The organism is Kocuria aegyptia (assembly GCF_039530085.1).
Taxonomy (GTDB): Bacteria; Actinomycetota; Actinomycetes; order Actinomycetales; family Micrococcaceae; genus Kocuria; species Kocuria aegyptia.
The window spans coordinates 21,727-44,895 of the sequence record NZ_BAAAOA010000035.1 but is presented as its reverse complement, the minus strand read 5'-3'; the positions used below and the strand labels follow the sequence as shown (position 1 = coordinate 44,895).

The window sequence follows — 23,169 nt, the reverse complement described above, 5'->3', positions numbered from 1 at the left end:
GTTCCGACCGAGCCGCCGGGAGAGGTGCGCAGGTCCCCGGACGGAACCGGTGGGTGCGCGGCCGGAGGGGGCGCCGGGGCGGGGCGGCTCAGCCCAGGGCGGCGACGAGCTCCGTGGCCTGCCGGATCGCCCGCTTGGCGTCCAGCTCGGCCGCCACGTCGGCCCCGCCGATGAGGTGCACCGGCACGGCGCCGGTGTCGTGCCCGTTCCCCAGCAGCTCGTCGTGCAGCCTCCGCAGCGGCTCCTGGCCCGTGCACAGCACCACGGTGTCGACCGGCAGCACCTGCTCGACCGGCTCCGCGCCGTCGGGTCCCGGCGCGGTGAGGTGCAGTCCGTCGTCGTCGATCCGCCGGTACGTCACCCCGCTCAGCGCGCGGACGCCACCGGCCCGGAGCGAGGCCCGGTGGATCCAGCCGGTGGTGCGGCCCAGACCGGCTCCCGGCTTGCCGGGGGAGCGCTGCAGCAGCCACACCTCCCGTGCCGGGCGCTCGGGCCGGGGCACGGCCAACCCGCCCCGGGTGGACAGGGTCGTGTCCACGCCCCACGCCCGGTAGAAGTCCGTGCCCGAGGAGTGCAGGAGGAACTCGGCGACGTCGAAGCCGATGCCCCCGGCGCCGAGGACCGCGACCCGGCGGCCCACGGGCGCCCCGTGCTGCAGGACGTCCCGGTAGCCCACCACCGACGGGTGCTCCACGCCCTCGATCGCGGGCACGCGCGGTTCCACGCCCGTGGCGAGCACGAGCCGGTCGAAGCCGCACAGGTGCTCGGGCCCGGCCGCCGTCCCGAGCCGCACGTCCACGCCCAGCTCGGCGAGCCGCACGCCGTAGTAGCGCAGCGTCTCGGCGTACTCCTCCTTGCCGGGGATGCGCAGCGCCATCAGGAACTGCCCGCCGATCCGGTCCTCCGCCTCGAAGAGGGTGACGGCGTGGCCGGCCTCCGCGGCGTTGACGGCGAAGGCCAGCCCGGCGGGGCCCGCGCCCACCACGCCGATCCGCTCGGCCCGGCGGGTGGGGCCCAGCCGCAGCAGCGTCTCGTGCCCGGCCCGCGGATTGACCAGGCAGGACGCGGTCCGGCCGGCGAAGGTGTGGTCCAGGCACGCCTGGTTGCACGCAATGCACGTGTTGATGGTGTCCGCCCGGCCGCGCGCGGCCTTGGCCACGAAGTCCGGGTCCGCGAGCAGGGGCCGGGCCAGGGACACCATGTCGGCGTCCCCGTCCGCCAGGATCCGCTCCGCGGTCTCCGGGGTGCTGATCCGGTTGACGGCGATCAGCGGGATCCCGACCTCGCCCTTGAGCCGGCGCGTCACCCACGAGAAGCCGCCGCGGGGGACGACCGTGGCGATCGTGGGGATGCGCGCCTCGTGCCAGCCGATGCCGGTGTTGAGCAGGGTGGCGCCGGCGGCCTCGACCGCCCGGGCCAGCGCCACGACCTCCTCGAGCGTGGAGCCGCCCGGGACCAGGTCCAGCACGGAGAGCCGGTAGATCAGGACGAAGTCCGGCCCGGTGCGCTCGCGGACGCGGCGGACGATCTCCACGGGCAGGCGCATCCGGTTGTCGTAGGCCCCGCCCCACCGGTCGGTGCGGTGGTTGGTCTCCTCGGCGACGAACTCGTTGATGAGGTAGCCCTCGGAGCCCATGATCTCCACGCCGTCGTAGCCGGCCTCCCGGGCGAGCGCCGCGGTGCGGGCGAAGTCCTCGATGGTCCGCTCGACCTCCTCCGCCGTGAGCTCGTGCGGCACCACCGGGCTGATCGGGGCGCGCAGCGGGCTCGGGGCCACGGCGTCGGCCGTCCTGGCGTAGCGGCCGGCGTGCAGGATCTGCAGGGCGATCCGGCCGCCCTCGGCGTGCACGGCCTCCGTGACCGTCCGGTGCCGGGCCACCTCCTCCGGGGTGCGGAGCACGGCGCCGCCGACGTGCGTGGCGCCCTCGGGGCTCGGCCCGGTGCCGCCCGTGACGATGAGTCCCACCCCGCCTCGCACCCGCTCCGCGTAGAACGCCGCCAGCCGCTCGAACCCTCCGGGCAGCTCCTCGAGACCGGTGTGCATCGACCCCATGAGCACCCGGTTGGGCAGGGTGGTGAAGCCCAGGTCCAGGGGCGCGAGCAGGCGCGGATAGGGCACGGTCATGTGATACTCCTCGTCTCAGGTACTTGGGTCACCGTAGGCGAGGAGTGAGCCGCCTCACAAGCGCGGGGTGGGCTCAGAGCGCGGCCAGCAGGTCCTTCCAGGCCGAGCGCCACCGCGCGACGTCCTCGGCGGAGGCCAGCCCGGTGTGCGCGAGGGCCACCGTGGCGCGGCCGCTCCCCTTGTCGCCGATGTTCGCGGAGACCCTGGTCCCGTCGGCCAGGCGCACGCGCCAGTAGCGCCACTTCTCGGTGGCCGCGGTGGTGGGCGGATGCTGGAACGGGACGCCGCCGACCTCCGTGCGGCCCGCCATGAGCGCGGTCCACCGGGCGAGCGCCTCGTCCGGGGTGCCGGCCACCGTGCGGCTCGCGCTCGCCCCGAAGCTGCCGTCCCCGGCCTGCCCGGGCCGGCGGGCTCCCGTGTGCTGCTCGTAGGCCACCGCGACGGACTGCGACCACCACTCGGGATTCTCGACGACGCCCTCGAGCTGCTCCGCCACGCGGCGGGCGAGCTCGGCGTGGCCCATTGTCCGGGCGCCGAGCTCGTCGAGCCGCGCCGTCCAGGTCTCCCAGGGGATGCCGGTGGCCCGGGCGATGCCGGCCGTGCTGGTGCCGCGTGTGCTCATGGGACCCAGGGTAGCGGCGGCGCCCCGTCGCGCCGGGTCAGTCCCCGGCCGTGGGCCCGGGGCCGCCGTCCCCGGGCCCGAAGTCCGGGTCGGCGGGGTCGTCGGCGTCCCCGGCGCTCGGCACGCGCTGGCCGGCGTTGGTCTGGCCCAGCGGGTCCGGGGCCGTCTCCAGATCCCGTGCCGGGGTGTCGGGAATGCCGATGTCATCGGCCAGGTGCGGGTCGTCGGGGAGCTGGTCGCCGGAGCCGGGGATCGTGTCCATGGTGCCCAGCCAACCAGTGGCTCCGGGTCCTGGCAAGGGCCCGGGAGGCACCCGGCGGCTGACGCGGTCGCCGGCGGGGTGGCGGGCGCAACACCGCCGGCGGATATCGCGGACAGCGAATGGACAGGCTGCTGACAGTAGGTGGGGGCCGTGCCATAGTGGTCGGCAGAGGCCCGCTCCTGCGGGCCGCCCGCAGTTGTCGAGCTAGGCCGCCGCCCGGCGGCGGCCGGAAACATGGAGACGAACCCATGGCCACGCCGAACCAGCGCACCGCCCCCTACACCGTGCCCGGTCTGTCCACCGAGAACGGCCACGAGGTCGCCCAGACGCTCCAGCAGCGTCTGCACGCGCTCAACGACCTCCAGCTCACGCTCAAGCACGCCCACTGGAACGTGGTGGGCCCCAACTTCATCTCGGTCCACGAGATGCTGGACCCGCAGATCGAGCTCGTGCGCGGCTTCGTCGACGAGCTCGCCGAGCGCATGGCCACCATGGGCGTGGGCCCGTCCGGCCTGCCCGGCGACCTCGTCCGGGCCCGCACCTGGGACGACTACTCGGTCCACCGGGCCACCGGCGTGGAGCACCTCGCCGCCCTCGACGTCGTCTACAACGGCGTGATCGAGGACCACCGCGACGCGATCCAGAAGGTCGGCGAGCTCGACCCCGTCACCGAGGACATGCTCATCGGCCAGGTCAAGGAGCTCGAGCTCTTCCAGTGGTTCATGCGCGCCCACCTGGAGAACAGCGGCGGCGACCTCCGGCACGGCGGCGCCCGCACGGAGCAGGGCGCGGCGGAGTCCGCCGCCCAGTAGCCCCTCCAGCGACCGTGGCAGCCCACGTCCGCCCCGGCCCCGCCGACCCCCCTGGTCCGCGGGGCCGGGGCGCGTTCACGGCCATGACCTTCAACATCCGGCGCCCCATGGAGAAGTACCGCCGGATGGCACCCGACGCGTGGTTCACCCGGGCGCCCGCGGTGCAGGCCGTGCTCCGGGCCCACCGGCCGGAGCTGGTCGCTCTCCAGGAGGTCCTTCCGCAGCAGCTGCACCCCCTGCGGCAGGGGCTGGGACCGGACCACGTCCTCCTGGGCGGGGGCCGGGACGCCGACGGCGGCGGCGAGCGGTGCCTGCTGGGCGTGGACACCGCCCGCTTCGGGATCGAGCACTGGCGGCAGCGGTGGCTGTCCCCGCAGCCGGAGCTGCCGGGATCGAAGTGGCCGGGCGACCTCTTCCCCCGCACCCTGGTGCTGGCCGACCTCACGGACCGGCGCACGGGAGTACGCTGGCGCGCGGTGGCCACCCACCTCGACCCGTGGCCGGAGCGCGGCCGGCTGCGCCAGCTGGCCGCGCTGCAGGGCCTGCTGCACAGCTGGGACGGGCCCCTGCTGCTCCTGGGGGACATGAACGCGGCCGCCGGCCGGTCCCGCACCTGGGACGCCGCGCTGGCGGGTGGGCTGCGGGACACCCTGCCCGCGGACGCCGCCGGGACCTTCCCCAGGTACCGGGACCCCCGTGCCGGGACGCCGCGCCTGGACTGGATCCTGTACGGCGGCCGGGTCCGCGTGCTCGGCTCCCGCGTCCTGGCCGAGCGCCCGCGCGGCGTCTGGGCCTCGGACCACTTCCCCGTGCTGGCCGAGCTCGAGCACGACGGCGGCCCCACCTCCTGAGGACGGGGCCGCCGGGTGCCGACCGGTGGGTGCGGACCGGTCAGTACACGATGGAGAACACCCAGACGCCCAAGGTCATGGTCAGGAGGGTGATCAGCGCGATCCCGACGAGGTTCAGCCACAGCCCGCCCTTGATCATCTGCCCGATGGTCACGTAGCCGGAGCCGAAGGCGATGGCGTTGGGCGGGGTGGCCACCGGCAGCATGAACGCGCACGTGGCCGCGAGGGCCACCGGGATGGCCAGCAGCATGGGGTCCAGGCCCAGGCCGAGGGCCACGCCCCCGGAGACCGGCAGGAACGTGGCGGCCGTGGCGGTGTTGCTGGTCAGCTCCGTGAGGAAGAGGATGCCGGCGGCGAAGATCGCCACGACCAGGACCACCGGCACGGTGCCCAGCGCCGCGGCGCCCTCCCCGATCCAGTCCGTCAGACCGGAGGAGGTGAACTGCGAGGACAAGGCCAGCCCGCCGCCGAAGAGCAGCAGCACCCCCCACGGCAGCTTCACCGCGGAGTCCCAGTCCAGCAGCCGCACTCCACGCTGGGCCCCGGCCGGGAGCAGGAACAGCAGCAGCCCCACCACCATGGCGATCCCGGCGTCGCTGATGGGCGGGGAGTCGAAGACGATGGGGACGAAGACCCAGCTCAGGGCTGCCAGGGCGAAGATCGCCAGCACCAGCTTCTCGCCGGTGGACATGGCGCCGAGCTTGTCCAGCTCCTCGTTGACGAGCCTCCTGCCGCCGGGGATCTCGTCGATCTCCGGCTTGAACAGGACCTTGGTGAGCAGGAACCAGGCGATGACGAGCATGACGGCGGACAGCGGCACGCCCACGAGCATCCACTGGCCGAAGCCGACGTCGATGCCGTGCGCCTCCTGGAGGTAGCCCACCATCAGGGTGTTCGGCGGGGTGCCGATGATCGTGCTGAGGGACCCGATCGAGGCGGCGTAGGCGATGCCGAGCATGAGCGCCGTGCCGAAGTTGGAGGCGATGACGGCCTCCTTCACCTCCGCGCTCTGCGGGTCGGCCCCCTCCAGGCCGGAGTCCTCCAGAGCCCCGCCGCCCGCGCCGGCGGGGGACGCACCGGAGTCCTCGAGCAGCTTGGGCAGGAGCAGCAGCACGGACACGCCGATGGGCAGCATCATCACGGCGGTGGCCGTGTTGGACACCCACATGCTGAGGAACGCGGTGGCCAGCATGAAGCCGGCCACCATCTGGGCCGGCTTGGTCCCCATCACGCGCACGGTGCGCAGGGCGATCCTGCGGTGCAGGTTCCAGCGCTGCATCGCCAGCGCCAGCAGGAACCCGCCCATGAACAGGAAGATGATGTTGCTGCCGTAGGAGGCGCCGACGTCGTCCACGGCGACGTCCTCCCCGAGCACGGGGAAGACGATCAGCGGGAGCAGGGCGGTGGCCGGGATGGGGATGGCCTCGGTCATCCACCACGCGCCCATCAGCACGGCGGTGGCGGCGGTGAGCCTGGCGGGGTGGCCCACGTCGGCGGGCATGGCGACGTAGACCAGCAGGGCCAGGACCAGGCCCACGGCCAGCCCGGCCCACTTGATGCGGTGCGTCTTGGCGTGCTCCGGGGGCGCCTGCTCCCCGGGCGAGCGCAGGTCGGCCTCCTCGATGTCGTGCGGCCGGGGGCGGCGCTCCTCCTGGGTTGTTCCGGGGACGGGCGGTCGGTTGCTCATGGCGGCTCCAGGTCTGGTCGGTGACGGTCGTGCTCTCGGTCAGGGATCGGAGGGGGCGCCGGCCCACGGGGCGGGCCGCGCAGGGCCCGCGCGCCCCCCGGCCGAGGGGGCGGCCCCGCGCGTGGACGCCTGGACCGCCGGCAGCCGGATGCACGCGGCCACGTGCTCCGGCGCGGTGCGGCCGGCCTCCGGGGGGGCGCCCGGGGCGCCCGGCGGGGGAACGGGCTCGGGCACCGTCCGCGCGCACTCGTCAGCCGCCCACGGGCACCTCGTGCGGAAGACGCAGCCGGACGGCGGGTCCAGGGGGGAGGGCACCTCGCCCTCGAGCGGGGCGGTGCGGCGGCGGCGCTCCGCCACGGGGTCGGCGGACGGGGCGGAGGCGAGCAGCGCCTTGGTGTACGGGTGGGCGGGGGCGTCGAAGACGTCCCGCACGCCCCCGTCCTCCATGAGCCGGCCGAGGTACATCACGAGCACGTGGTCGCTCATGTGCTCCACGACCGCGAGGTCGTGGGCGATGAACAGGTACGTGAGCCCCAGCTCGCCCTGCAGCCGGTTGAGCAGGTTCATGATCTGCGCCTGGACGGAGACGTCCAGGGAGGCGGTCGCCTCGTCGAGGATGACGAGGTCGGGTTCGCCGGCGAGCGCCCGGGCGATGGACACCCGCTGGCGCTGCCCGCCCGAGAGCTCGTGCGGATACCGGTCGAGGAAGCGGCCGGAGAGGCCCACGAGCTCGAACAGCTCCGCCACCCGGCGGCGGCGCCCGTCCCTGTCCCCGCCGAGGCCGTGCACCTCGAGGGGCTCCGCCACAGCGCCGGAGACGTGCTGGCGGGGGTCCAGGGACGCGAAGGGGTCCTGGAAGACCATGGCGATCCGCCGGCGCAGGGCCTTGAGCTCCCGGCCCCGGACCGAGGTGATGTCCTTGCCGTCGAGCAGCACGGTCCCCGCGCTGGGCTCCACCAGGTGCATCAGCGCGTTGGCCACAGTGGACTTGCCGGAGCCGGACTCGCCGACCAGGGACACCGTCTGCCCCCGGTGGATGTCGAAGTCGATCCCGGCCACGGCCTGCACCACGCCCTTGCCGCGGTCGGTGCTGACGGGGAAGCGGACCTGCAGGTCCCGCACGCTCAGCAGCGGCCGGTGGTCGTCGGTCATCGGGGGCCTCCTCGCCGGTCGGTGCCGTCCGCGTCCCCGCCGTAGAAGGTGCGGACCACGTGGTCCGGCCCCACCGGGGTCTCCGGCGGTCGCTCGGTCTCGCAGCGGGGGTCGCCGCGGACGGGGCAGCGGTCCCAGAACAGGCAGCCCCGGGGCAGGTGCTTCGGGTCCGGCGGGCTGCCGGGGATGACGGCGAGCTCGCCCTTGCCGCGGGCCGTCTGCGGCCGGGAGGCCATGAGCCCCCGGGTGTAGGGGTGGCGGGGGTCGGTGAAGAGCTCCTCGAGGGGCGCGGACTCCACGATCTGCCCGCCGTAGAGCACGGCCACCCGGTCCGCGATCCCGGAGACCACGCCGAGGTCGTGGCTGATCCAGATCACGCTCATGCCGCGGGAGGCCTGCAGCTCCTTGACCCGCTCCAGGATCTGGGCCTGCGTCGTGACGTCGAGCGCGGTGGTGGGCTCGTCCGCCACGAGCAGCTCGGGGTCGCAGGCCAGGGCCACGGCGATCATCACGCGCTGCTTCATCCCGCCCGAGAGCTGGTGGGGGTAGGAGGAGAGGCGGGACGGCGGATCGGGGATGCCGACGGCCTCGAGCAGCTCGAGCGCCCGGCGCCGGGCGTCGCGGCGGGTGAGGCCCAGGTGGAAGCGCGGTGCCTCCGTGAGCTGCTGCTCGACGGTCAGCACCGGGTTCAGCGACGTGGAGGGGTCCTGGAAGACGAAGCCGACCCGCCGGCCGTGGACGCCGCGCAGCTGGCGGGGGCTCATCGTCACGATGTCCTGGCCGTCCAGCAGGGACTGTCCGTCCACGCGGGCGGGCGGGGAGTCGATCAGGCCGGTGGCCGCGAGCACCGTCATGGACTTGCCGGACCCGGACTCGCCCACGATGCCCAGGGTCCCGCCCCGGGGGACGGCGAAGGACACGCCGTTGACGATCTCCGCGGGGCCGATCCGGACGGAGAGGTCCCGCACGTCGAGCAGCACGTCCCGGTCGGCGGGCGCCGGGGCGGTGGGGCGGCGGGGCTCGGTCGTGCGCATCAGGCGCTCCTCCGGATCTCGTCGGCGGTCCGCTGGCGCGGGTCGAGGACGTCGCGCATGCCGTCGCCCACGAGGTTGAACGCCAGCACGGTGCAGAAGATGGCCAGGCCCGGGAACACGCTCATCCACCAGGCGTCGTAGATGAAGGCCTGGGCGTCGTAGAGCATCCGCCCCCAGGAGGGCTCGGGCGGTTGGACGCCCAGGCCCAGGAAGGACAGCGCGGCCTCGGAGAGGATCGCGAAGGCCAGCGAGAGGGAGGTCTGGACGGTGATGGGCCCCATGATGTTCGGCAGCACGTGGCGGCGCAGGATGAGCCCGTCGGACGCCCCGATGGCCTGGGAGGCCTTGACGTAGAGCTCCTCGCGCACCGCCAGCGTGGAGGCCCGGGTGATGCGGGCGAAGATGGGGGTGTAGACCACCCCGATCGCGATCATCGCGGTGGTCAGCCCCGGGCCCAGGACGGCGACGATGGCCATGGCCAGCAGCAGGATGGGGAACGCGAAGAGCACGTCCGCGCTGCGCATGACGACCGTGTCGAGCCAGCCGCCGAAGAAGCCGGCCACGAGCCCCAGGGCCACCCCGACCACCAGGGCGATGCCCACCGCCACCAGTCCCACCATCAGCGAGATCCGGGCGGAGAGCACCACGCGGGAGAACACGTCCCGGCCCAGCTCGTCGGTGCCGAACAGGTGCGCCCCCGAGGGGGGCTGCAGGGCGTTGACCACGTCGATGTCGTTCGCTCCGTAGGGCGCGATCCAGCGTCCGAGCACGGCCAGCAGGAGCACGAGGACGAGGATGGCCAGCCCGGCCGCCGTGACCTTGTTCGAGACCAGCATCCGCAGGGTGCCGGTGCGGCCGGCCTCCTCCGGGGTCTCCGCCGGCGCGGCGGGCCGGGGGGCGGGCCCGGTGCGGCCGTCCCCGGCGCCCGGGGCGCGGCGGTCGGGCGAGGGCGTCTCGGAGCTGCTCATGACACACGGATCCTCGGGTCGACGACGGCGTACAGGATGTCCACCAGCAGGTTGATCAGCAGGAAGATGAGGGCGATCAGCAGCACGGTGCCCTGGACCACCGGGTAGTCGCGGGCCGCGACGGCGTCGAAGACCAGCCGGCCCAGCCCCGGCCACGCGAAGACCACCTCGATCACGATGAGACCGCCGAGCATCGTGGCGGCCTGGACGCCGGCCACCGTGAGGATCGGCACGAGCGCGTTGCGCATCACATGCCGGCCGACCACCGTGCGGCGGGGCAGGCCCTTGGAGCGGGCGGTGCGCACGTAGTTGGAGCCGACGACGTCGAGCACCGCGGAGCGCACGTACCGGGTCATGATCGACCCGGAGACCACGCCCACGGCGAGTCCGGGGAGGATCACCCGCTGGAGCCAGCCCCCCGGGTCCTCCGTGAACGGCACGTACCCGGAGGGCGGCAGCAGCCCCAGCATCGTCGAGAAGACGATGATCAGGAGCAGGCCGAGCCAGAAGTCGGGGACCGAGACGCCGAACTGGCTCACGGCGCGGATCCCGCCGTCCGCCGCGGAGCCGCGGCGCAGGCCGGCCCAGGTGCCGAGCGGGAACGCGATGAGCAGCGCGATCGTGATGCCGGCGAGGCCGAGGGACACTGTGGCGGGCAGCCGGTCCAGCAGGATCAGGGTCACCGGCTCACCGCTGCGGAAGCTCACGCCCAGGTTGCCCGTGAGGGCGTTGCCGATGTACGCGAAGAACTGCACGAGCAGGGGCCGGTCCAGCCCGGAGGCCTCCCGCAGGGCGTCGTAGGACTCCTGGGTGAAGCGGGTGCCGAGGGCCACCCGCACGGGGTCCCCGGGAACGAGCTGGAGGAGGGCGAAGACCACGACCAGCACGCCGAAGAGCACCACCACGGTGTGCAGCAGGCGCTTGACCAGAAATCTCAGCAGCGGGCTGCTCATTCGGTGTCCTCCTCGAGCCGGACGTCCTTGAACCGGACGGCGCGGTCCGGGCGGGCCTCGTAGCCCTGCAGGTCGGGGGTCCACGCCTGCACCACGTCGGGGTTGTACAGGTAGACGTAGCTGGCGTCGTCCACGATCTGCTCCGCCGCCCGGGCGTAGAGCTCCTTGCGGGCGTCCTGGTCGGTCTCGGTGCGCCCCGCGTCCAGGAGCCGGTCGACCTCGGGGTTGCTGTAGCCCTGGGCGTTGTTCGAGCCCTCGGAGTGGTGCTGGTTGTAGTAGTAGTCGTTGATGTCCACGTTGCCGAGCCAGCCCAGCAGGAGCATGTCGAAGTTGCCCTGGGCCTGCTCGTCGAGCCAGGTGGCGAAGTCGAGGGTCCGGATGTCGGTGGCGACCCCGATGTCGGCGAGGTTCGCGGCGATCACCTGGGCGGCCGTGACGGTCTCGGGGTACTCGTTGGTGACCATGAGCTCGACGGTCTCCCCGGTCAGCCCGGAGCCCTCCGCGAGCTCCCGGGCGCGCTCCGGGTCCTGCTCGAAGGGCGCGTACTCGTGGTGCCACACGGACGTCTCGGGGACCGCCGTCTGGTTCAGGGTCGCGTTGCCGTACCACGTGACCTGGGCGATCGCCTCCCGGTCGATGGCCTGCGCCACGGCCAGGCGCGCGTCGAGGGAGTCGAAGGGCGGGCGCGCCTGGTTCATGGCCACGTACCAGTAGTCCGTCGAGGGGACCCCGGCGACCTCGACGTCGGGGTTCTGCCGCAGCGAGTTCACCCGCTGCGGCGGGATGGAGTCGGTCCAGTGCACCTCGCCCGCCGTGAGGTCCGCGAGCGCCGTGGTGCCCTCCGAGATGAACCGGTAGACGACCCCCGGGACGTGGGGGCCCTCGCCCCAGTAGGCGTCGTTGGCCCGCAGCGTCACGGCCGTGCTCGCGGAGTTGCCCACCACCTCGAACGGGCCGGTGCCCACCGGGTCGAGCTGGACGTCGCCGCTCTCCACGTTCTGCCGCTCGACGATGGCCATGCCCTTGTACCCGCCGATCGCGGCGAGCAGGGCGGGCGTCGGCTGGGACACGTCGATGCGCACGATGTGCTCGTCGACCGCCACCACGTCCTCGACGGCGGCCAGGCGGTAGGCGTTGGCCAGCTGCTCGTCGATGATCCGGTCGTAGGAGTACACGACGTCCTCGGCCGTGAACTCGGAGCCGTCGTGGAACGTGACGCCCTGCCGCAGGCGGAACGTCCAGGACAGCTGGTCCTCGCTGACCTCCCAGGACTCGGCGAGGGCGGGCTGCATCTCGAGGTTCTCGTCGGGCTCCACCAGGGTGTCGTAGACGTTCTCGAGGATCTGGAAGGAGAAGTAGGCGCTCGTGTTGTGGGGGTCGAGCTGGTCGGGCTCCCCGGCGATCGCCACCTCCAGGTAGCCGTCGGTGTCGATGTCACCCGCCCCCGACAGGTCCACGCCCTCGCCGGTCGAGCAGGCGCCCAGGGCGAGGCACACGGCGCTCCCCAGGGCGACGATCCGTGCTCCGCGTGCCATCCGCCGCCTCCCGGTGGTAGGAATGAGCCGTCCGCCCGGGCGGTTCCGGCAGGCGCCCCGCCCGGCCGCCCTGCCGGTGCGCACCCGGACGTGGGTGTCGTCCCACCCTATGCACCGGGGCGGACCGCCACCATCACCACCGCGTGTCCGGCGCGGCGCGGGGGACGGCGGCGCCCCCCGCGCCGCGCCGGACAGCCATCGACAACGAGCCGGTCGTCACGGACATGACGGCCAGGAGGTGCTTGTGACCTACACCGTGATCGCCCGCAGCGCGGACTCCCGCCTGCTCGGGGCCGCCACGGCGAGCTGCTCGCTCGCCGTGGGCAACGCCGTTCCGGCCCTCGTGCCCACCGCCGGGGTCGTGGCCTCCCAGGCGTGGACCAACCGGCGGCTGCGCTACGAGATGCTCCGCACCCTGCACCACGGGGGCACGGCCGAGGAGGCGATCGCCGCCCTGACCGACGCCGACCCCGATCTGGCGCTGCGCCAGGTGGCGGTCCTGCCCGTGGCGGGGCCCGGTGCGCACCTCACCGGCAGCCTGTGCACGCCCTGGGCCGGAGGCGTGGCCGGGACCGACTTCGTGGTCATCGGCAACTACCTGGCCGGCCCGGAGGTCGTCGAGGCGATGCGCGCGGCGATGGACGAGGCGCTCGCAGGGCCCGGGCCGACCAGCACCGGGATGGCGGAGGCGCTGCTGGCCTGTCTGCGCGCGGGCCAGGACGCCGGCGGGGACAGCCGGGGGCAGCAGAGCGCCGCGGTGCTCGTGGCCGACACGCTCGCCGGCTTCCAGTACCCCGTGCTGCTCGACGTCGACCTGCGCGCCGACAACTCGCCCGCCCCGTTGGACGACCTGGCGGAGATGCTCGCGCTGAAGGGCAGGGCCCACCCGGCGCCGGCCGAGGTGATGCCCAGCATCCGGGTCCCGCACCGCCCCGAGGACGAGAAGCTCTGGTCGACGGTCCTGTCCTGACCGGCCGCCGGGGTGGCCTACCCTCGGTCCATGACCTCTCGTCGTGTCTCCCCGCCGGTGCGCCACGGCGCCGCCGCCGGCCTGACCGCGGTCCTCCTGGTGGCTGCGACGGCCCTCGCCGGCTGCGCCCCGGAGCCGTCCGCGCCCCCGGGGACCGCTCCGGACGGGGCCGGGGCGGCGTCGTCGGCCCGGTCATCGGCCCCTGCCACGAGGCCGGACCCGGCTCCCGACCGGCTGGAGGTCGTGGTCACCGGTGACGTCCTGCTCCACCCGGGGCTGTGGGCGCAGGCCGAGGCGGACGGGGACGGGGAGCTGGACTTCGGCCCGCTCGTGGAGGGGCTGCGCCCGTTCACCGAGAGCGCCGACCTCGCGATCTGCGACATGGAGACCCCGCTCGCGGCGCCCGAGGGCCCCTTCTCCGGGTACCCCTCGTTCGAGGTGCCGCCACAGATCGCCCCGGCGCTCGCGGAGATCGGCTACGACGCGTGCACCACGGCCACGAACCACGCCGTGGACGCCGGACCGCAGGGCCTCGAGCGGACCCTCGACGTCCTGGCGGACGCCGGGATCGCCACCACCGGCACCTACCGCACCGCGGAGGAGGCGCGGGAACCACTGGTCCTGGACGCGGACGGCGTGCGCGTGGGGCTGGTGACCGGGACCTACGGGCTCAACGGCAACGTCCCGGACGCCGCGTGGCGCGTGGACCTGCTGGACGTGCCGGAGATGGTCCGCAAGGCGCGCCGGGCCCGGGAAGCGGGGGCGGAGATCGTGCTGGCCGCGGTGCACGCCGGGCAGGAGTACTCCTCGGCCCCCGACCGGCAGCAGCGCGAGGTCACGCACGCGCTCGCGGACAGCGGGGAGTTCGACCTCGTCTACGGCCACCACACGCACTCGGTGCTGCCGATCGAGAAGCACGGGGACACCTGGATCGTCCACGGCCTGGGCAACAGCCTCTCGGAGCACGCCACCCGGGTGCCCGTCAACAACGAGGGCCTGACGGTCAGCATGTCCTTCGCGCGCGAGGACGGGGAGTGGGCCGCGGGCGACCCGGTGTGGACCCCGCACATCCTCACCCTCGACCCGATCCGGTGGTGCGCGCTGCCGGCCCAGGACGTCTGCCGCTCCCCGGAGGAGGACGCGGCGTCCCTGGCCCGCACCGCGCGGACCGTGGGGTCGATGGGCGCGGAGGCCGACGGCGCCCGCCCCTGGCGACCGCTCAGCCCGGCTCCCGCAGCACCGCAGGGCCCCGACGGACCGTAGCGCTCAGTCCCGGTCCAGGCTGACGAGCGCCTGCACCGGGGCGTGGTCGCTGGGGTGGCCCCCGGCGAAGCGGGCGGTGTTGATCGCGGCGCGGCGCACCCGGACGCCGGGACCGGCGAGCACCCAGTCGATGCGCTCCTCGCCCTCGACGGCCTCGCCGTAGTCCGGGAAGGTGCCCCACGCGGGGGTGAGCCGTTCCTCGGCGGCCGTCCAGGTGTCGGCGAGCAGCCCGGAGCCCACGAGCGTCTCGTAGGCCTCGGAGTCGCCCGCGTCCGCGTTGAAGTCCCCGGTGACCACGGTGGGGGTGTGCGGGTGGAAGCTGTGCACGAGCTCGACCAGGGCCTCCGCGCTGAGTCCCCGGGCGTCCTCGGAGTCGTGGTCGAAGTGGGTGTTGGCGAGCACGAGGTCGGTGCCGGTGCCGCGGTCCAGGAAACGGCCCCAGGTCACGATGCGCGGGACGTCGTTGCCCCACGTGGTGGAGCCGATGAGCTCCGGGGTGCCGGAGAGCCAGAACTGGTCCCACTCGAGCAGCTCCAGGCGCCGGGCGTCGTAGAAGATCGGGGAGTACTCGCCCTTGCTGCCCCCGGCGCGGCCGTAGCCGACCATCCGGTAGCCGGCCGGCAGCGCCTGCTCCACCGCCGGCAGCTGGTGGTGGAGGGCCTCCTGCACCCCCAGGAGCGTGGGCTGCTCGAGCTGCAGCAGCCGCACGAGCCGGGGCGCGCGGTCGGGCCAGTGGTCCGGGTCCCCGGTCCGCGTGCCGCTGTGGTGGAAGCGGATGTTGTAGGTCATCACGTGCAGGGACCGGCCCGTGGCGGGCCCGATGAGCGGCACCGCGGGGTCGGCGACGCCGGGGGCCGCGGAACGGTCGAGAAGAACGGTGTCCGGTGACATCACTGCTCCAGGGTGGGGAGGTGCGGGGGCGTCGTGGTCCCATGGTGGACCGGGCGGACCGTCCACGGGGTCACCGGGGTGGAAGCCCCGGTGGCCATCCGGTGAACTCGTGGCGTCCGCCACGGGGACCGCGGCCCCGTGGCCGGCGTCGCACGGCTCAGGCATCGGGCACCGCCACGGGGAAGTGCCGGATCTGCCCGGCGCGGAGCTCGTGGACCGCGCCGTCCACCCACACCCGCACGGGACGGGCGGGGCCGGGGCCGAGGTAGAGACGCAGCGCCGCGGGGGTGAGCTCCACCTGGATCGGCTGGTCCCGGTAGTGGATCGAGAAGGTCACCTCGGGCACCTGCGGCGGGATCGCCGGACGGAACCACAGCATGTCCTCCCGGATCTCCAGGCCCGTGTAGCAGCGGGTGAGGATGTCCACGGAACCGGCCATGGCACCGAGGTGGATGCCCTCGCGGGTGGTGTCCCCCTGGGCGTCGAGGAGGTCGCTGCTCAGGGCGCGGGTGAGGAAGGACCAGGAGCCGCGGCGGTCGAGGCGCGACTCGACCCACGCGTGCACCACGTTGGACAGCGTGGACCCGTGGGTGGAGCGGGTGCGGTAGAAGGCCACGGTGGCCTGGACCGCCTCCGGCGGGAAGGCGTAGCCCATCTGCCCCAGCAGCTCGCGCAGCTCCCGGTCGGAGAACAGGTACAGCAGCATCAGGACGTCGGCCTGCTTGGAGAGCCGGTAGTCGTTCGTGGACAGTCCTTCGGCGTCGAGGATGAGGTCCAGCCGGCCGATGCGGCCGTAGCGCCCCTGGTACTCCTCCCAGCAGAACTCCGGGAGATCGCCGTAGCCCTCGAACTGGGCGAGCACGCCGTCGGCGAGGAAGGGGACCCGCAGCCGGGTGCGGATCCGCTTCCAGCTCGTCAGCTCGTCCTCGCGCAGGTCCAGCCGCTGCCACAGGGGGCCCCCGTAGTCCTTGCCGAGGCGGTCGATCAGCTCCAGGGCGCGGTTGAGCAGCCACGCGGTCATGACGTTGGTGTAGGCGTTGTTGCGCAGGCCGGACCCCGGGGCGCCGGGACAGCCGTCGTGGAACTCGTCCGGTCCCATGACGCCCGAGATGTCGTAGCGGTCGTCCCGCGGGTCGTGGACGGCCAGGCCCGCGAAGAACCGGGCGATCTCCACCATGAGCTCCGCCCCCTCCTCCACGAGGAAACGGGTGTCCGCCGTGGACTGGAAGTACTGCCACACCGAGTGGGCGATCGCGAGGCCCACGTGGTGCTGCAGCCGGGAGTTGTCCGGGATCCACTTCCCGGACCGGGGGTTGAACAGCACCGTGGGCGTCTCCTCACGGCCGTCGCTGCCGCTCTGCCAGGGGAACATCGCCCCGGCGTGCCCGGCCTCCCGCGCGGCGGCCCGGGCCTGCTCGAGGCGCCGGTAGCGGTAGGCGAGCATCGACCGCGTCCACTCGGGCCGGCGGAGGGTGAGCATGGGGTAGACGAACATCTCGTCCCAGAAGACGTGGCCGCGGTAGCCCTCGCCGTGCAGTCCGCGGGCGGGCACGCCCGCGTCCAGGTCAGGTCCCGCCGCGGCCACCGACTGCAGGACGTGGAAGGTGTTGAGGTTCACGGCGAGCCCCACCTGCCCCCCTGTGCCCGTCGCGACGGCGAACGCGGACCACAGGGCCTGCCACGCCGCCACGTGCCGGCTCAGCAGCTCCTCGAAGGTCCCGGCCCGGGCCAGGGCGCCGCCCGCCGCGAGCGCCGGCGTCGAGATCGCCCGGTCCCGGGAGGTGGTGAGGGCGACGATCTTCTCGACCCGCACGGCCTCGCCGGCCTGCATCCCGATGTGCATCTCGTGGCCCGTCACCCCGGGGGCCGGCGTGACGGGGAGCATCGATCCGGAGCGTCGCACGCGGTTGTCCTCCAGCACCCGGGTGCGCATCGCCACCGCGATGTGGATCTGGGACTGGCACGTCACGGTGTCCAGCAGGACCGTACCGGGCCCCAGGTCCTCCACCGTGGTCGCGCCCAGGTGGCGGTCGGACAGCGACGCGTACTCGCGGACGTTGCGGTTCGCGACGTCCGCGTCCACCAGGCTCCGGACGGTGAGGGTCCCGGACCAGTCCTCGGCCTCGAACACGGTCTCCTGGCCCGCGAGATGACGCTGGTCCTTGGAGACGAACCGGCGGGTGGTGACCCGGGTGGTCCGGCCGACGTCGTCCCGGAAACGGAGGCTGCGGGTCAGCACGCCGGTGCGCACGTCCAGGTCCTGCAGGTAGTCGAGGGCGTTCTCCTCGGTCGGCAGGTACCAGTACCCGTTGCCGACGCGGTACTGCAGCATCGTCCAGTCGGGGGCGTTGACCATGTGCTCGTCCTCGACGGTGAGCCCGTCGACGTCCGTGCGCAGGCGGTTGTAGACACCCGCCAGGTAGGTCCCCGGGTAGTGCGGGCCCTGGGCCCGGGACTCGCTCGCGGCGCCGCGGGTCGCCATGTACCCGTTCCCCAGAGTGCACAGGGACTCGCGCAGGCCCTCCTGCGGGGCGTCGAAGGACGTGTAGGTCAGGTTCCACGGGCTGTCCCCGCCCGATCCGCCGCCCCACGCGGCGGTGCCGGAGACGGGGGCCAGCGGCAGGTCGAGGGCCTCGAGGTCGTCGACGACGAAATGGGCGCCCGCGGCGAGCAGCGGTCCGCGGCGGTCCGCGTCGCCGAGGCCGACGACGAGGCCGAACCCCTCGGTCACGGCGGTCCGCACCAGGCGGTGGCTGTCGGTGACGACGACGACGTGCTCGGGGTCGACCCCCAGCTGACGGGAGGCGAGCCGCAGGGACACGGACGGAGGATGCCGGTGGGGACGCCGGGACACGGGTCCGGCCGGGTCGTCGTCCGGCGGGTCGGCGGCCACGACGACGTCGGCCAGGAACTCCGAGGGCAGCTCCTGGCGGGCCGTGACCACCGCCGTGAGGACGCCCTCGGCCCGCAGGCGGGCGAAGAGGGCCTGCGCCCCGGCATCGGACACGGGCTGCTCGCCCGGCTCCGTGAGCACGGAGTGCTTCTCCTCGACAGAGGGGTCCAGGGCCAGGAGGACGGCCCCGAAGCTGGTCCTGCCGGGAACGACCGGTTCCGCCTCGACGCCGCTCATGCGGTCATTGTGCCACCTGCCTCCGTCAGGTGCTGGAGGCGGGCAGGGCGGGACGTCAGTTGATCGTGCTGAGGCGGATGGTCTCGGGCAGCCCCAGGATCTGCTCTATGACCTCCCGCGTCACGCCGTTGCCGGCGTCCGTGACGAGGTAGCCGGTGTCCCCACGGGTGGACAGCTGCTGGCGGTCGATGTTGATGCCGTGGTCGCCGAGGACGCTGTTGACGGTCGCCAGGACGCCGGGGACGTTGCGGTGCAGGTGCAGGATGCGGGTGCCGTTGACGGCGGTGTCCAGCTGGACCTGCGGCATGTTCACCGACAGGGTCGTGGAGCCCGCGGTCACGAAGGCCGAGAGCTTCCCGGCCACGAACCGCCCGATGTCCACCTGGGCCTCCTGGGTGGAGCCGCCGATGTGCGGGGTGAGGATCACGTTGGGCAGGCCCTGCAGCACCGAGCTGAACGGGTCCCCGACCACCTTCGGCTCGTTGGGGAAGACGTCCACCGAGGCGCCGGCGATGTGCCCGCTGACCAGGGCGTCCCGCAGCGCGTTGTAGTCGACCACCATGCCGCGGCACAGGTTCAGGAACAGGGACCGGGGGCGCATCCGCTCGAACTGCTCCCGGCCGAAGAGGTTGTTGTTGCCGGCGCGGCCGTCCACGTGCAGGGAGACGGTCTCGACCCGCTCCAGCAGCTCCTCCAGCGTGTCGCAGCGCTGGGCGTTGCCGAGGGGCAGGCGGTCCACGACGTCGTAGTAGTAGACCCGCATGCCGAGGGTCTCCGCGAGCACGGACAGCTGGGACCCGATGTTGCCGTAGCCCACGATGCCGAGGGTGCGGCCGCGGACCTCGTGGGCGCCCTTGGCGGACTTGTCCCACACGCCCTCGTGCATGGCCTTGTTCTTGTCGGTGAGGTGCCGGGCCATCGAGATGATCTCGGCGATCGCGAGCTCCACCACGGACCGGGTGTTGGAGTAGGGGGCGTTGAAGCACGTCACGGCGTGCTCGGTGGCGGCCGCGAGGTCGATCTGGTTCGTGCCGATGCAGAAGGCGCCCACGGACAGCAGCTGCGGGTGGGCCTCGAACACCTCGCGGGTCACGTGGGTCTTCGACCGGATGCCGAGCAGCTCGACACCCTCGAGCGCCTCGATGAGCTCTCCCGTGTCGAGGGCGCCCTTGCGGGTCTCGACCTCGATGCCCTTCTCGGACAGGATGCGCTCGGCCTCGGGGTGGACGTTCTCCAGCAGAAGTGCTTTCACAGTGGTCCAGTCTATGGCTCCGGGGCGGGCAACGACGACGTCGGGTGGGCGTGCGCAGCGGATGTGGCCCTGATCACCGCACGCGGGTGGATCCGAGCGGCCTCCCGTCCTGCCGCCGCCGCGGCCGGCGGCGGGACGGGAGCGCGGCGCACCCGCCCGGCGCGGGGGGCGTGGACGATCCGGCCGCCGATGCCGTGCTACCGAGCAGTACTTCCACGGTTGCGGTCCGCTCGGTGACGGACGTGTGCTATCGTGATTAGCATCACGAGCACCCCCCTTCCGGTGCGGTCCCCTCAGGGGCGCGCCGGCAGCACCCCTCACCCCCAGGAGGACCAGCACGTGATCCCTCAGCTCCGCGCCCCCGCGACCGCACGCTCCTCGGACCGCCCGCGCCGGCGCCGCACGGCGGCGGCGGTCGCGCTCGCCGTCGCCCTTCCCCTCGGCGCCGCGGCCCCGGCGGCCGCCGACGCCAACTTCCCCTCGACCGAGGGGAGGACCAGCACCTCGAGCCTGCTGACCCCCGACGACGTGGTGCGGGAGCTGCAGCAGCTCGAGCGGACCAGCCGCCACGGTGTGGACGCCTTCACCCTCGCCGAGGCCGGCATGGCGGTGAGCACCTCCGAGCAGGGCCGGGACCTGTGGGTCGCGACCGTCGGCACCGGACCGGAGCACGTGTGGCTCCAGGGACGGATCCACGGCAACGAGCCCTACGGCACCGACGCCCTGCTGAGCCTGCTCAAGGACCTCGGCAGCAACGGCTCGGCCGAGTACGAGCTGCTGCGCGAGAAGTTCACCTTCCACGTCATCCCGATGTACAACCCGGACGGCGCCGAGGCCAACATCCGGCACACCGTGCTGTGGGACCAGGTCTCCGGCGCCCCGGAGGGCGGCACGCCGCAGCGGATCGACCTCAACCGCGACTGGACGGCCGAGGGCTTCGCCGCCGACGAGTCCCGGGCCTTCTACGAGTACTGGACGACCGTCGACCCGGACTGGGGCGTCGACATCCACCACCAGGGCCTGAAGCAGCAGCACGGGACCGGGGACGACGTCACCCTCTCCCTCGGCATCTCGCTCGCCCCCGGCGGGCCGACCCTGCCGGGGCTCCAGGACGGGGCCTACGACCGGCTCACCCGGCAGATGAACGTGCACGTCTACGACGAGCTCTCGAAGTACGGCTCCATCAACATCGACCGCTACCAGGTCGGCGGCAGCTACGAGATCGACATCAAGGGCGGCGTCGTCTCGGCGATGATGCTCGGCCTCGACCACGACGGGCTCAACCCCGAGGGCCACTCCCACCCGGTCGTGTTCTTCGAGACCTCGGGCAACTCCTCGGACGGCAGTCTCGGCCAGAAGGCCCGCGGCAAGAGCGTGCAGCAGAACGTGCTCGCCCTCAAGGCGCTGCTGCTCGGCCTGGCCACGGGCGATGTCCAGCAGGAGGACCCGGAGCGCTGGGACGAGATCCCGCACGCGCCGGTCACCGGCTACCAGACCGACTACGCCGGCATCGTTCCGGCCGGCTGAACCCGGGCCGAGCCCCGGGCCGCCGGCGCCCTCGGCGGGGCGCCGGCGGTGGTCCGCCCGGTCCGGGCCCGGCAGCACCAGCAGCCCTGCCCATCGCCGGACCGCCTGCGTGGTCCCGGCCGGCGATCCGGGGGAACGAAAAAGGCGAAGCGGGACATCCGTCGGATGTCCCGCTTCGCCTGCGTGGTGCGCGAGGGGGGAGTTGAACCCCCACGCCCTCTCGGGCACACGGACCTGAACCGTGCGCGTCTGCCTATTCCGCCACTCGCGCTCGTGGATCGCAGCGGCGGACCGCTGCGGGCAACGACGACAATCCTACCCACACATTCCCGCATTGGCCAATCGTGGCCGCTGCGGTCGTCAGTAAGCTTGCCGCATCCCCGGCGCGGGGATGCGACGGCGAGCAGGGGAGCACCCATGGAACCCGACCGGCAGGAACTCGCGGACAAGCGGCGGGAGCTCGGCGAGCGCGACGAACCGGTGGAGGACGAGCTCGCCGAGGCATTCCACAGCACGCTCACGGAGGGCGCGGAACGGCTCAGCAGGACCTGGCGCGCGTTGCTCATCACCGGCCTGTTCGGCGGCATCGACGTCGGACTGGGCATCATGGCGATGCTCGCCGTCAAGGAGGCGACCGACTCCGACCTGCTGGCCGGCATGGCGTTCGGCATCGGGCTCTTCGCGCTGCGGCTGGCGCACTCGGAGCTCTTCACCGAGGACTTCCTCGTGCCCATCCAGGCCGTCGTCGCCAAGCACGGGACCTGGTGGCAGCTCGTCCGGCTGTGGTCGGCCACCCTGGTGACCAACCTCGCGGGGGGCTGGCTCTTCACCTGGCTGATCGCCGTGTCCTTCCCCGAGCTGGCGGGCACGCTGCTGGAGACGGCCCAGGGGTACCTGGAGGGTGGCCTGAGCCTGGAGACCGCCGGCCTGGCCCTGCTGGCCGGGAGCACCATCACCCTGACCACCCGGATGGCCCAGGGCACGCAGAACGACGTGGTGACCGGGTTCATCTCCCTGATCAGCGGGTTCCTGGTCGTGGGCACGGGCATGCTGCACGGCGCGCTGAACTCCATCGTGCTCTTCGCGGCCATGCACATGGGCGCGCCGATCTCCTATGCCGAGTGGGCGGTGTGGGCGCTGTGGGTCATTCCGCTGAACATGGTGGGCGGACTGGTGATCATCACCATCCCCCGCCTGTTCCGCACCTTGGAGCTCATCCAGGAGGAACGGGCGAAGCAGGGGCGCAGACAGGCGGAGGAGCACCGGGCGATCTGAGGAGCGCCGGACGGCTCAGGCGACCACGAGCCCGGTGGACAGGGCGAACGCCCCCCACAGGCCCGTCAGCGCGAAAAGGGTGATCGGGGCGAGCAGCGCGATCTCCGTGGCCGAGCCGGCGTTGCCGATCAGCGGCACCGTGAGGAAGGACCGGTTCTTGTACACCGCCCGGGGCAGGGGCAGCGGCATCCGCAGCGGATAGAGCAGGTGGATCCCGCGCGTGGTCACCAGGTCCCCGGCGAGGTGGGCGACCACTCCTGTGGCCACGGCCGCGGGGAACCACCACTCGTGGGCGGGCGGGTGCAGGCCCACGACGACGCCCAGCCCGATCCCCACGACCCAGTTGAGCTTCGCGACCCGGTCCGGGACGAAGGCCAGCACCTGCACCGCGAAGGCGATGAGGAGCACGGACATCACCGCGGCGAGCGGCCACACCCAGCCCAGGCCTTCGACCGGGATCCCGATCTTCTGGGCCGCGGCCGCCAGACCGGTGAAGACCGCCACGCCCAGCACGGAGTGGGTGCCGCGCCGGTGCCCGCCGGAGACCCGGCAGACCCCGCGGGCCAACCACGTGGACAGCGGGCGCAGGGACCGGGCCACGGTCCCGTCCGGGTGGTCGAGGTCCGGGAGCAGCGCCGCCCCGGCGGTGACGAGCGCGCCGGTGAGGACACCGCTGTCGCCGACGTCCAGGACCCCCCAGCCGATCGGGACGGTGAGATTCTGCAGGTGCAGCTGGTAGTCGGCGGTCAGTGCCACCCACGCGGCCGCCCCGCAGGCCGCATGGCTCGGTCCCATCATGACGGTGATGTCCTCCTCGGATGCCCGGTTGCGGTGGACCGGTCGGTCCCACCAGCGGAAAC

General features: G+C 73.2%; 19 protein-coding genes and 1 tRNA gene. 6 read left to right on the top strand and 14 right to left on the bottom strand.

Annotated features, from left to right (window positions below; all coding sequences use genetic code 11):
• Positions 1-88: 88 nt before the first annotated feature.
• The 3 genes from ABD220_RS13725 to ABD220_RS13715 all read right to left on the bottom strand — a co-directional run bounded on the left by ABD220_RS13725 (position 89) and on the right by ABD220_RS13715 (position 3,009).
• On the bottom strand, positions 89-2,125 hold the full coding sequence (locus ABD220_RS13725; RefSeq protein WP_344123450.1) for an oxidoreductase: 2,037 nt from the start codon (positions 2,123-2,125) through the stop codon (positions 89-91).
• A gap of 73 nt (positions 2,126-2,198) precedes the next feature.
• The gene (locus tag ABD220_RS13720) at positions 2,199-2,747 is read right to left on the bottom strand and encodes a hypothetical protein (protein ID WP_344123448.1); all 549 of its coding nucleotides are present in this window, start codon (positions 2,745-2,747) and stop codon (positions 2,199-2,201) included.
• A gap of 37 nt (positions 2,748-2,784) precedes the next feature.
• Entirely contained in the window at positions 2,785-3,009 is a 225-nt protein-coding gene (locus tag ABD220_RS13715; protein WP_344123446.1) for a hypothetical protein, read from the bottom strand.
• Between the two features lie 248 nt (positions 3,010-3,257).
• Between ABD220_RS13715 and ABD220_RS13710 the strand changes: the two genes are divergently transcribed.
• Together ABD220_RS13710 and ABD220_RS13705 are read left to right on the top strand one after the other, a co-directional pair.
• Entirely contained in the window at positions 3,258-3,821 is a 564-nt protein-coding gene (locus tag ABD220_RS13710) for a Dps family protein (protein ID WP_344123444.1), read from the top strand.
• 83 nt (positions 3,822-3,904) lie between these two features.
• Positions 3,905-4,672, top strand: a complete 768-nt coding sequence (locus ABD220_RS13705; protein WP_344123442.1) for an endonuclease/exonuclease/phosphatase family protein — start codon at positions 3,905-3,907, stop codon at positions 4,670-4,672.
• Between the two features lie 40 nt (positions 4,673-4,712).
• Here the strand turns inward: ABD220_RS13705 and ABD220_RS13700 are convergent, their stop codons facing one another.
• The 6 genes from ABD220_RS13700 to ABD220_RS13675 are packed head-to-tail and all read right to left on the bottom strand — an operon-like array spanning position 4,713 to position 12,001.
• A complete protein-coding gene (locus ABD220_RS13700) occupies positions 4,713-6,359 on the bottom strand; it encodes an SLC13 family permease (protein WP_344123441.1) in 1,647 nt (548 codons plus the stop codon).
• 39 nt (positions 6,360-6,398) lie between these two features.
• The gene (locus ABD220_RS13695; RefSeq protein WP_344123439.1) at positions 6,399-7,511 is read right to left on the bottom strand and encodes an ABC transporter ATP-binding protein; all 1,113 of its coding nucleotides are present in this window, start codon (positions 7,509-7,511) and stop codon (positions 6,399-6,401) included.
• Positions 7,508-8,545 (bottom strand): ABC transporter ATP-binding protein, encoded by a 1,038-nt coding sequence (locus ABD220_RS13690; protein WP_344123437.1) that lies wholly within the window; start codon positions 8,543-8,545, stop codon positions 7,508-7,510. Before ABD220_RS13690 ends, ABD220_RS13695 begins: the two co-directional genes overlap by 4 nt.
• Positions 8,545-9,513, bottom strand: coding sequence for an ABC transporter permease (locus ABD220_RS13685; RefSeq protein ID WP_344123435.1), 969 nt, complete (start codon positions 9,511-9,513; stop codon positions 8,545-8,547). The genes ABD220_RS13690 and ABD220_RS13685 overlap by 1 nt, the downstream gene beginning before the upstream one ends.
• On the bottom strand, positions 9,510-10,466 hold the full coding sequence (locus ABD220_RS13680) for an ABC transporter permease (RefSeq protein WP_344123434.1): 957 nt from the start codon (positions 10,464-10,466) through the stop codon (positions 9,510-9,512). Before ABD220_RS13680 ends, ABD220_RS13685 begins: the two co-directional genes overlap by 4 nt.
• On the bottom strand, positions 10,463-12,001 hold the full coding sequence (locus ABD220_RS13675) for an ABC transporter substrate-binding protein (RefSeq protein WP_344123433.1): 1,539 nt from the start codon (positions 11,999-12,001) through the stop codon (positions 10,463-10,465). The genes ABD220_RS13680 and ABD220_RS13675 overlap by 4 nt, the downstream gene beginning before the upstream one ends.
• Before the next feature lie 244 nt (positions 12,002-12,245).
• On the opposite strand from ABD220_RS13675, the gene ABD220_RS13670 reads away from it, so the two are divergent.
• Positions 12,246-12,971: a DUF1028 domain-containing protein gene (locus ABD220_RS13670; protein ID WP_344123431.1), complete on the top strand. Its 726-nt coding sequence runs from the start codon at positions 12,246-12,248 to the stop codon at positions 12,969-12,971.
• Between the two features lie 30 nt (positions 12,972-13,001).
• Positions 13,002-14,234, top strand: coding sequence for a CapA family protein (locus ABD220_RS13665; RefSeq protein WP_344123430.1), 1,233 nt, complete (start codon positions 13,002-13,004; stop codon positions 14,232-14,234).
• 3 nt (positions 14,235-14,237) lie between these two features.
• On the opposite strand, the gene ABD220_RS13660 is transcribed toward ABD220_RS13665, so the two are convergent.
• The 3 genes from ABD220_RS13660 to serA form a co-directional block, all read right to left on the bottom strand.
• Complete coding sequence (locus ABD220_RS13660) at positions 14,238-15,125, bottom strand: endonuclease/exonuclease/phosphatase family protein (protein ID WP_344123429.1); 888 nt, start codon at positions 15,123-15,125, stop codon at positions 14,238-14,240.
• A 157-nt stretch (positions 15,126-15,282) separates the two neighbouring features.
• Entirely contained in the window at positions 15,283-18,255 is a 2,973-nt protein-coding gene (locus ABD220_RS13655) for a glycosyl hydrolase family 65 domain-containing protein (RefSeq protein WP_344123427.1), read from the bottom strand.
• Between the two features lie 55 nt (positions 18,256-18,310).
• The gene (serA, locus tag ABD220_RS13650; RefSeq protein ID WP_344123425.1) at positions 18,311-19,507 is read right to left on the bottom strand and encodes a phosphoglycerate dehydrogenase; all 1,197 of its coding nucleotides are present in this window, start codon (positions 19,505-19,507) and stop codon (positions 18,311-18,313) included.
• 339 nt (positions 19,508-19,846) lie between these two features.
• On the opposite strand from serA, the gene ABD220_RS13645 reads away from it, so the two are divergent.
• Positions 19,847-21,034 carry a M14 family zinc carboxypeptidase gene (locus tag ABD220_RS13645; RefSeq protein ID WP_344123423.1) on the top strand — a complete coding sequence of 396 codons (1,188 nt, stop codon included), beginning with the start codon at positions 19,847-19,849 and terminating at the stop codon, positions 21,032-21,034.
• A 184-nt stretch (positions 21,035-21,218) separates the two neighbouring features.
• On the opposite strand, the gene ABD220_RS13640 is transcribed toward ABD220_RS13645, so the two are convergent.
• A tRNA-Leu gene (locus ABD220_RS13640) sits at positions 21,219-21,305 on the bottom strand.
• A 146-nt stretch (positions 21,306-21,451) separates the two neighbouring features.
• Between ABD220_RS13640 and ABD220_RS13635 the strand changes: the two genes are divergently transcribed.
• Positions 21,452-22,309, top strand: a complete 858-nt coding sequence (locus ABD220_RS13635) for a formate/nitrite transporter family protein (RefSeq protein WP_344123422.1) — start codon at positions 21,452-21,454, stop codon at positions 22,307-22,309.
• 15 nt (positions 22,310-22,324) lie between these two features.
• On the opposite strand, the gene ABD220_RS13630 is transcribed toward ABD220_RS13635, so the two are convergent.
• Positions 22,325-23,107 (bottom strand): metal-dependent hydrolase, encoded by a 783-nt coding sequence (locus tag ABD220_RS13630; protein WP_344123421.1) that lies wholly within the window; start codon positions 23,105-23,107, stop codon positions 22,325-22,327.
• Between the last annotated feature and the right edge of the window lie 62 nt (positions 23,108-23,169).

What these genes read in the sequence shown, in the direction of transcription:
- ABD220_RS13725 (WP_344123450.1), bottom strand. Translation starts at nt 2,125, where the DNA reads ATGACCGTGCCCTATCCGCGCCTGCTCGCGCCCCTGGACCTGGGCTTC.
- ABD220_RS13720 (WP_344123448.1), bottom strand. Translation starts at nt 2,747, where the DNA reads ATGAGCACACGCGGCACCAGCACGGCCGGCATCGCCCGGGCCACCGGC.
- ABD220_RS13715 (WP_344123446.1), bottom strand. Translation starts at nt 3,009, where the DNA reads ATGGACACGATCCCCGGCTCCGGCGACCAGCTCCCCGACGACCCGCAC.
- ABD220_RS13710 (WP_344123444.1), top strand. Translation starts at nt 3,258, where the DNA reads ATGGCCACGCCGAACCAGCGCACCGCCCCCTACACCGTGCCCGGTCTG.
- ABD220_RS13705 (WP_344123442.1), top strand. Translation starts at nt 3,905, where the DNA reads ATGACCTTCAACATCCGGCGCCCCATGGAGAAGTACCGCCGGATGGCA.
- ABD220_RS13700 (WP_344123441.1), bottom strand. Translation starts at nt 6,359, where the DNA reads ATGAGCAACCGACCGCCCGTCCCCGGAACAACCCAGGAGGAGCGCCGC.
- ABD220_RS13695 (WP_344123439.1), bottom strand. Translation starts at nt 7,511, where the DNA reads ATGACCGACGACCACCGGCCGCTGCTGAGCGTGCGGGACCTGCAGGTC.
- ABD220_RS13690 (WP_344123437.1), bottom strand. Translation starts at nt 8,545, where the DNA reads ATGCGCACGACCGAGCCCCGCCGCCCCACCGCCCCGGCGCCCGCCGAC.
- ABD220_RS13685 (WP_344123435.1), bottom strand. Translation starts at nt 9,513, where the DNA reads ATGAGCAGCTCCGAGACGCCCTCGCCCGACCGCCGCGCCCCGGGCGCC.
- ABD220_RS13680 (WP_344123434.1), bottom strand. Translation starts at nt 10,466, where the DNA reads ATGAGCAGCCCGCTGCTGAGATTTCTGGTCAAGCGCCTGCTGCACACC.
- ABD220_RS13675 (WP_344123433.1), bottom strand. Translation starts at nt 12,001, where the DNA reads ATGGCACGCGGAGCACGGATCGTCGCCCTGGGGAGCGCCGTGTGCCTC.
- ABD220_RS13665 (WP_344123430.1), top strand. Translation starts at nt 13,002, where the DNA reads ATGACCTCTCGTCGTGTCTCCCCGCCGGTGCGCCACGGCGCCGCCGCC.
- ABD220_RS13660 (WP_344123429.1), bottom strand. Translation starts at nt 15,125, where the DNA reads ATGTCACCGGACACCGTTCTTCTCGACCGTTCCGCGGCCCCCGGCGTC.
- ABD220_RS13655 (WP_344123427.1), bottom strand. Translation starts at nt 18,255, where the DNA reads ATGAGCGGCGTCGAGGCGGAACCGGTCGTTCCCGGCAGGACCAGCTTC.
- ABD220_RS13635 (WP_344123422.1), top strand. Translation starts at nt 21,452, where the DNA reads ATGGAACCCGACCGGCAGGAACTCGCGGACAAGCGGCGGGAGCTCGGC.
- ABD220_RS13630 (WP_344123421.1), bottom strand. Translation starts at nt 23,107, where the DNA reads ATGATGGGACCGAGCCATGCGGCCTGCGGGGCGGCCGCGTGGGTGGCA.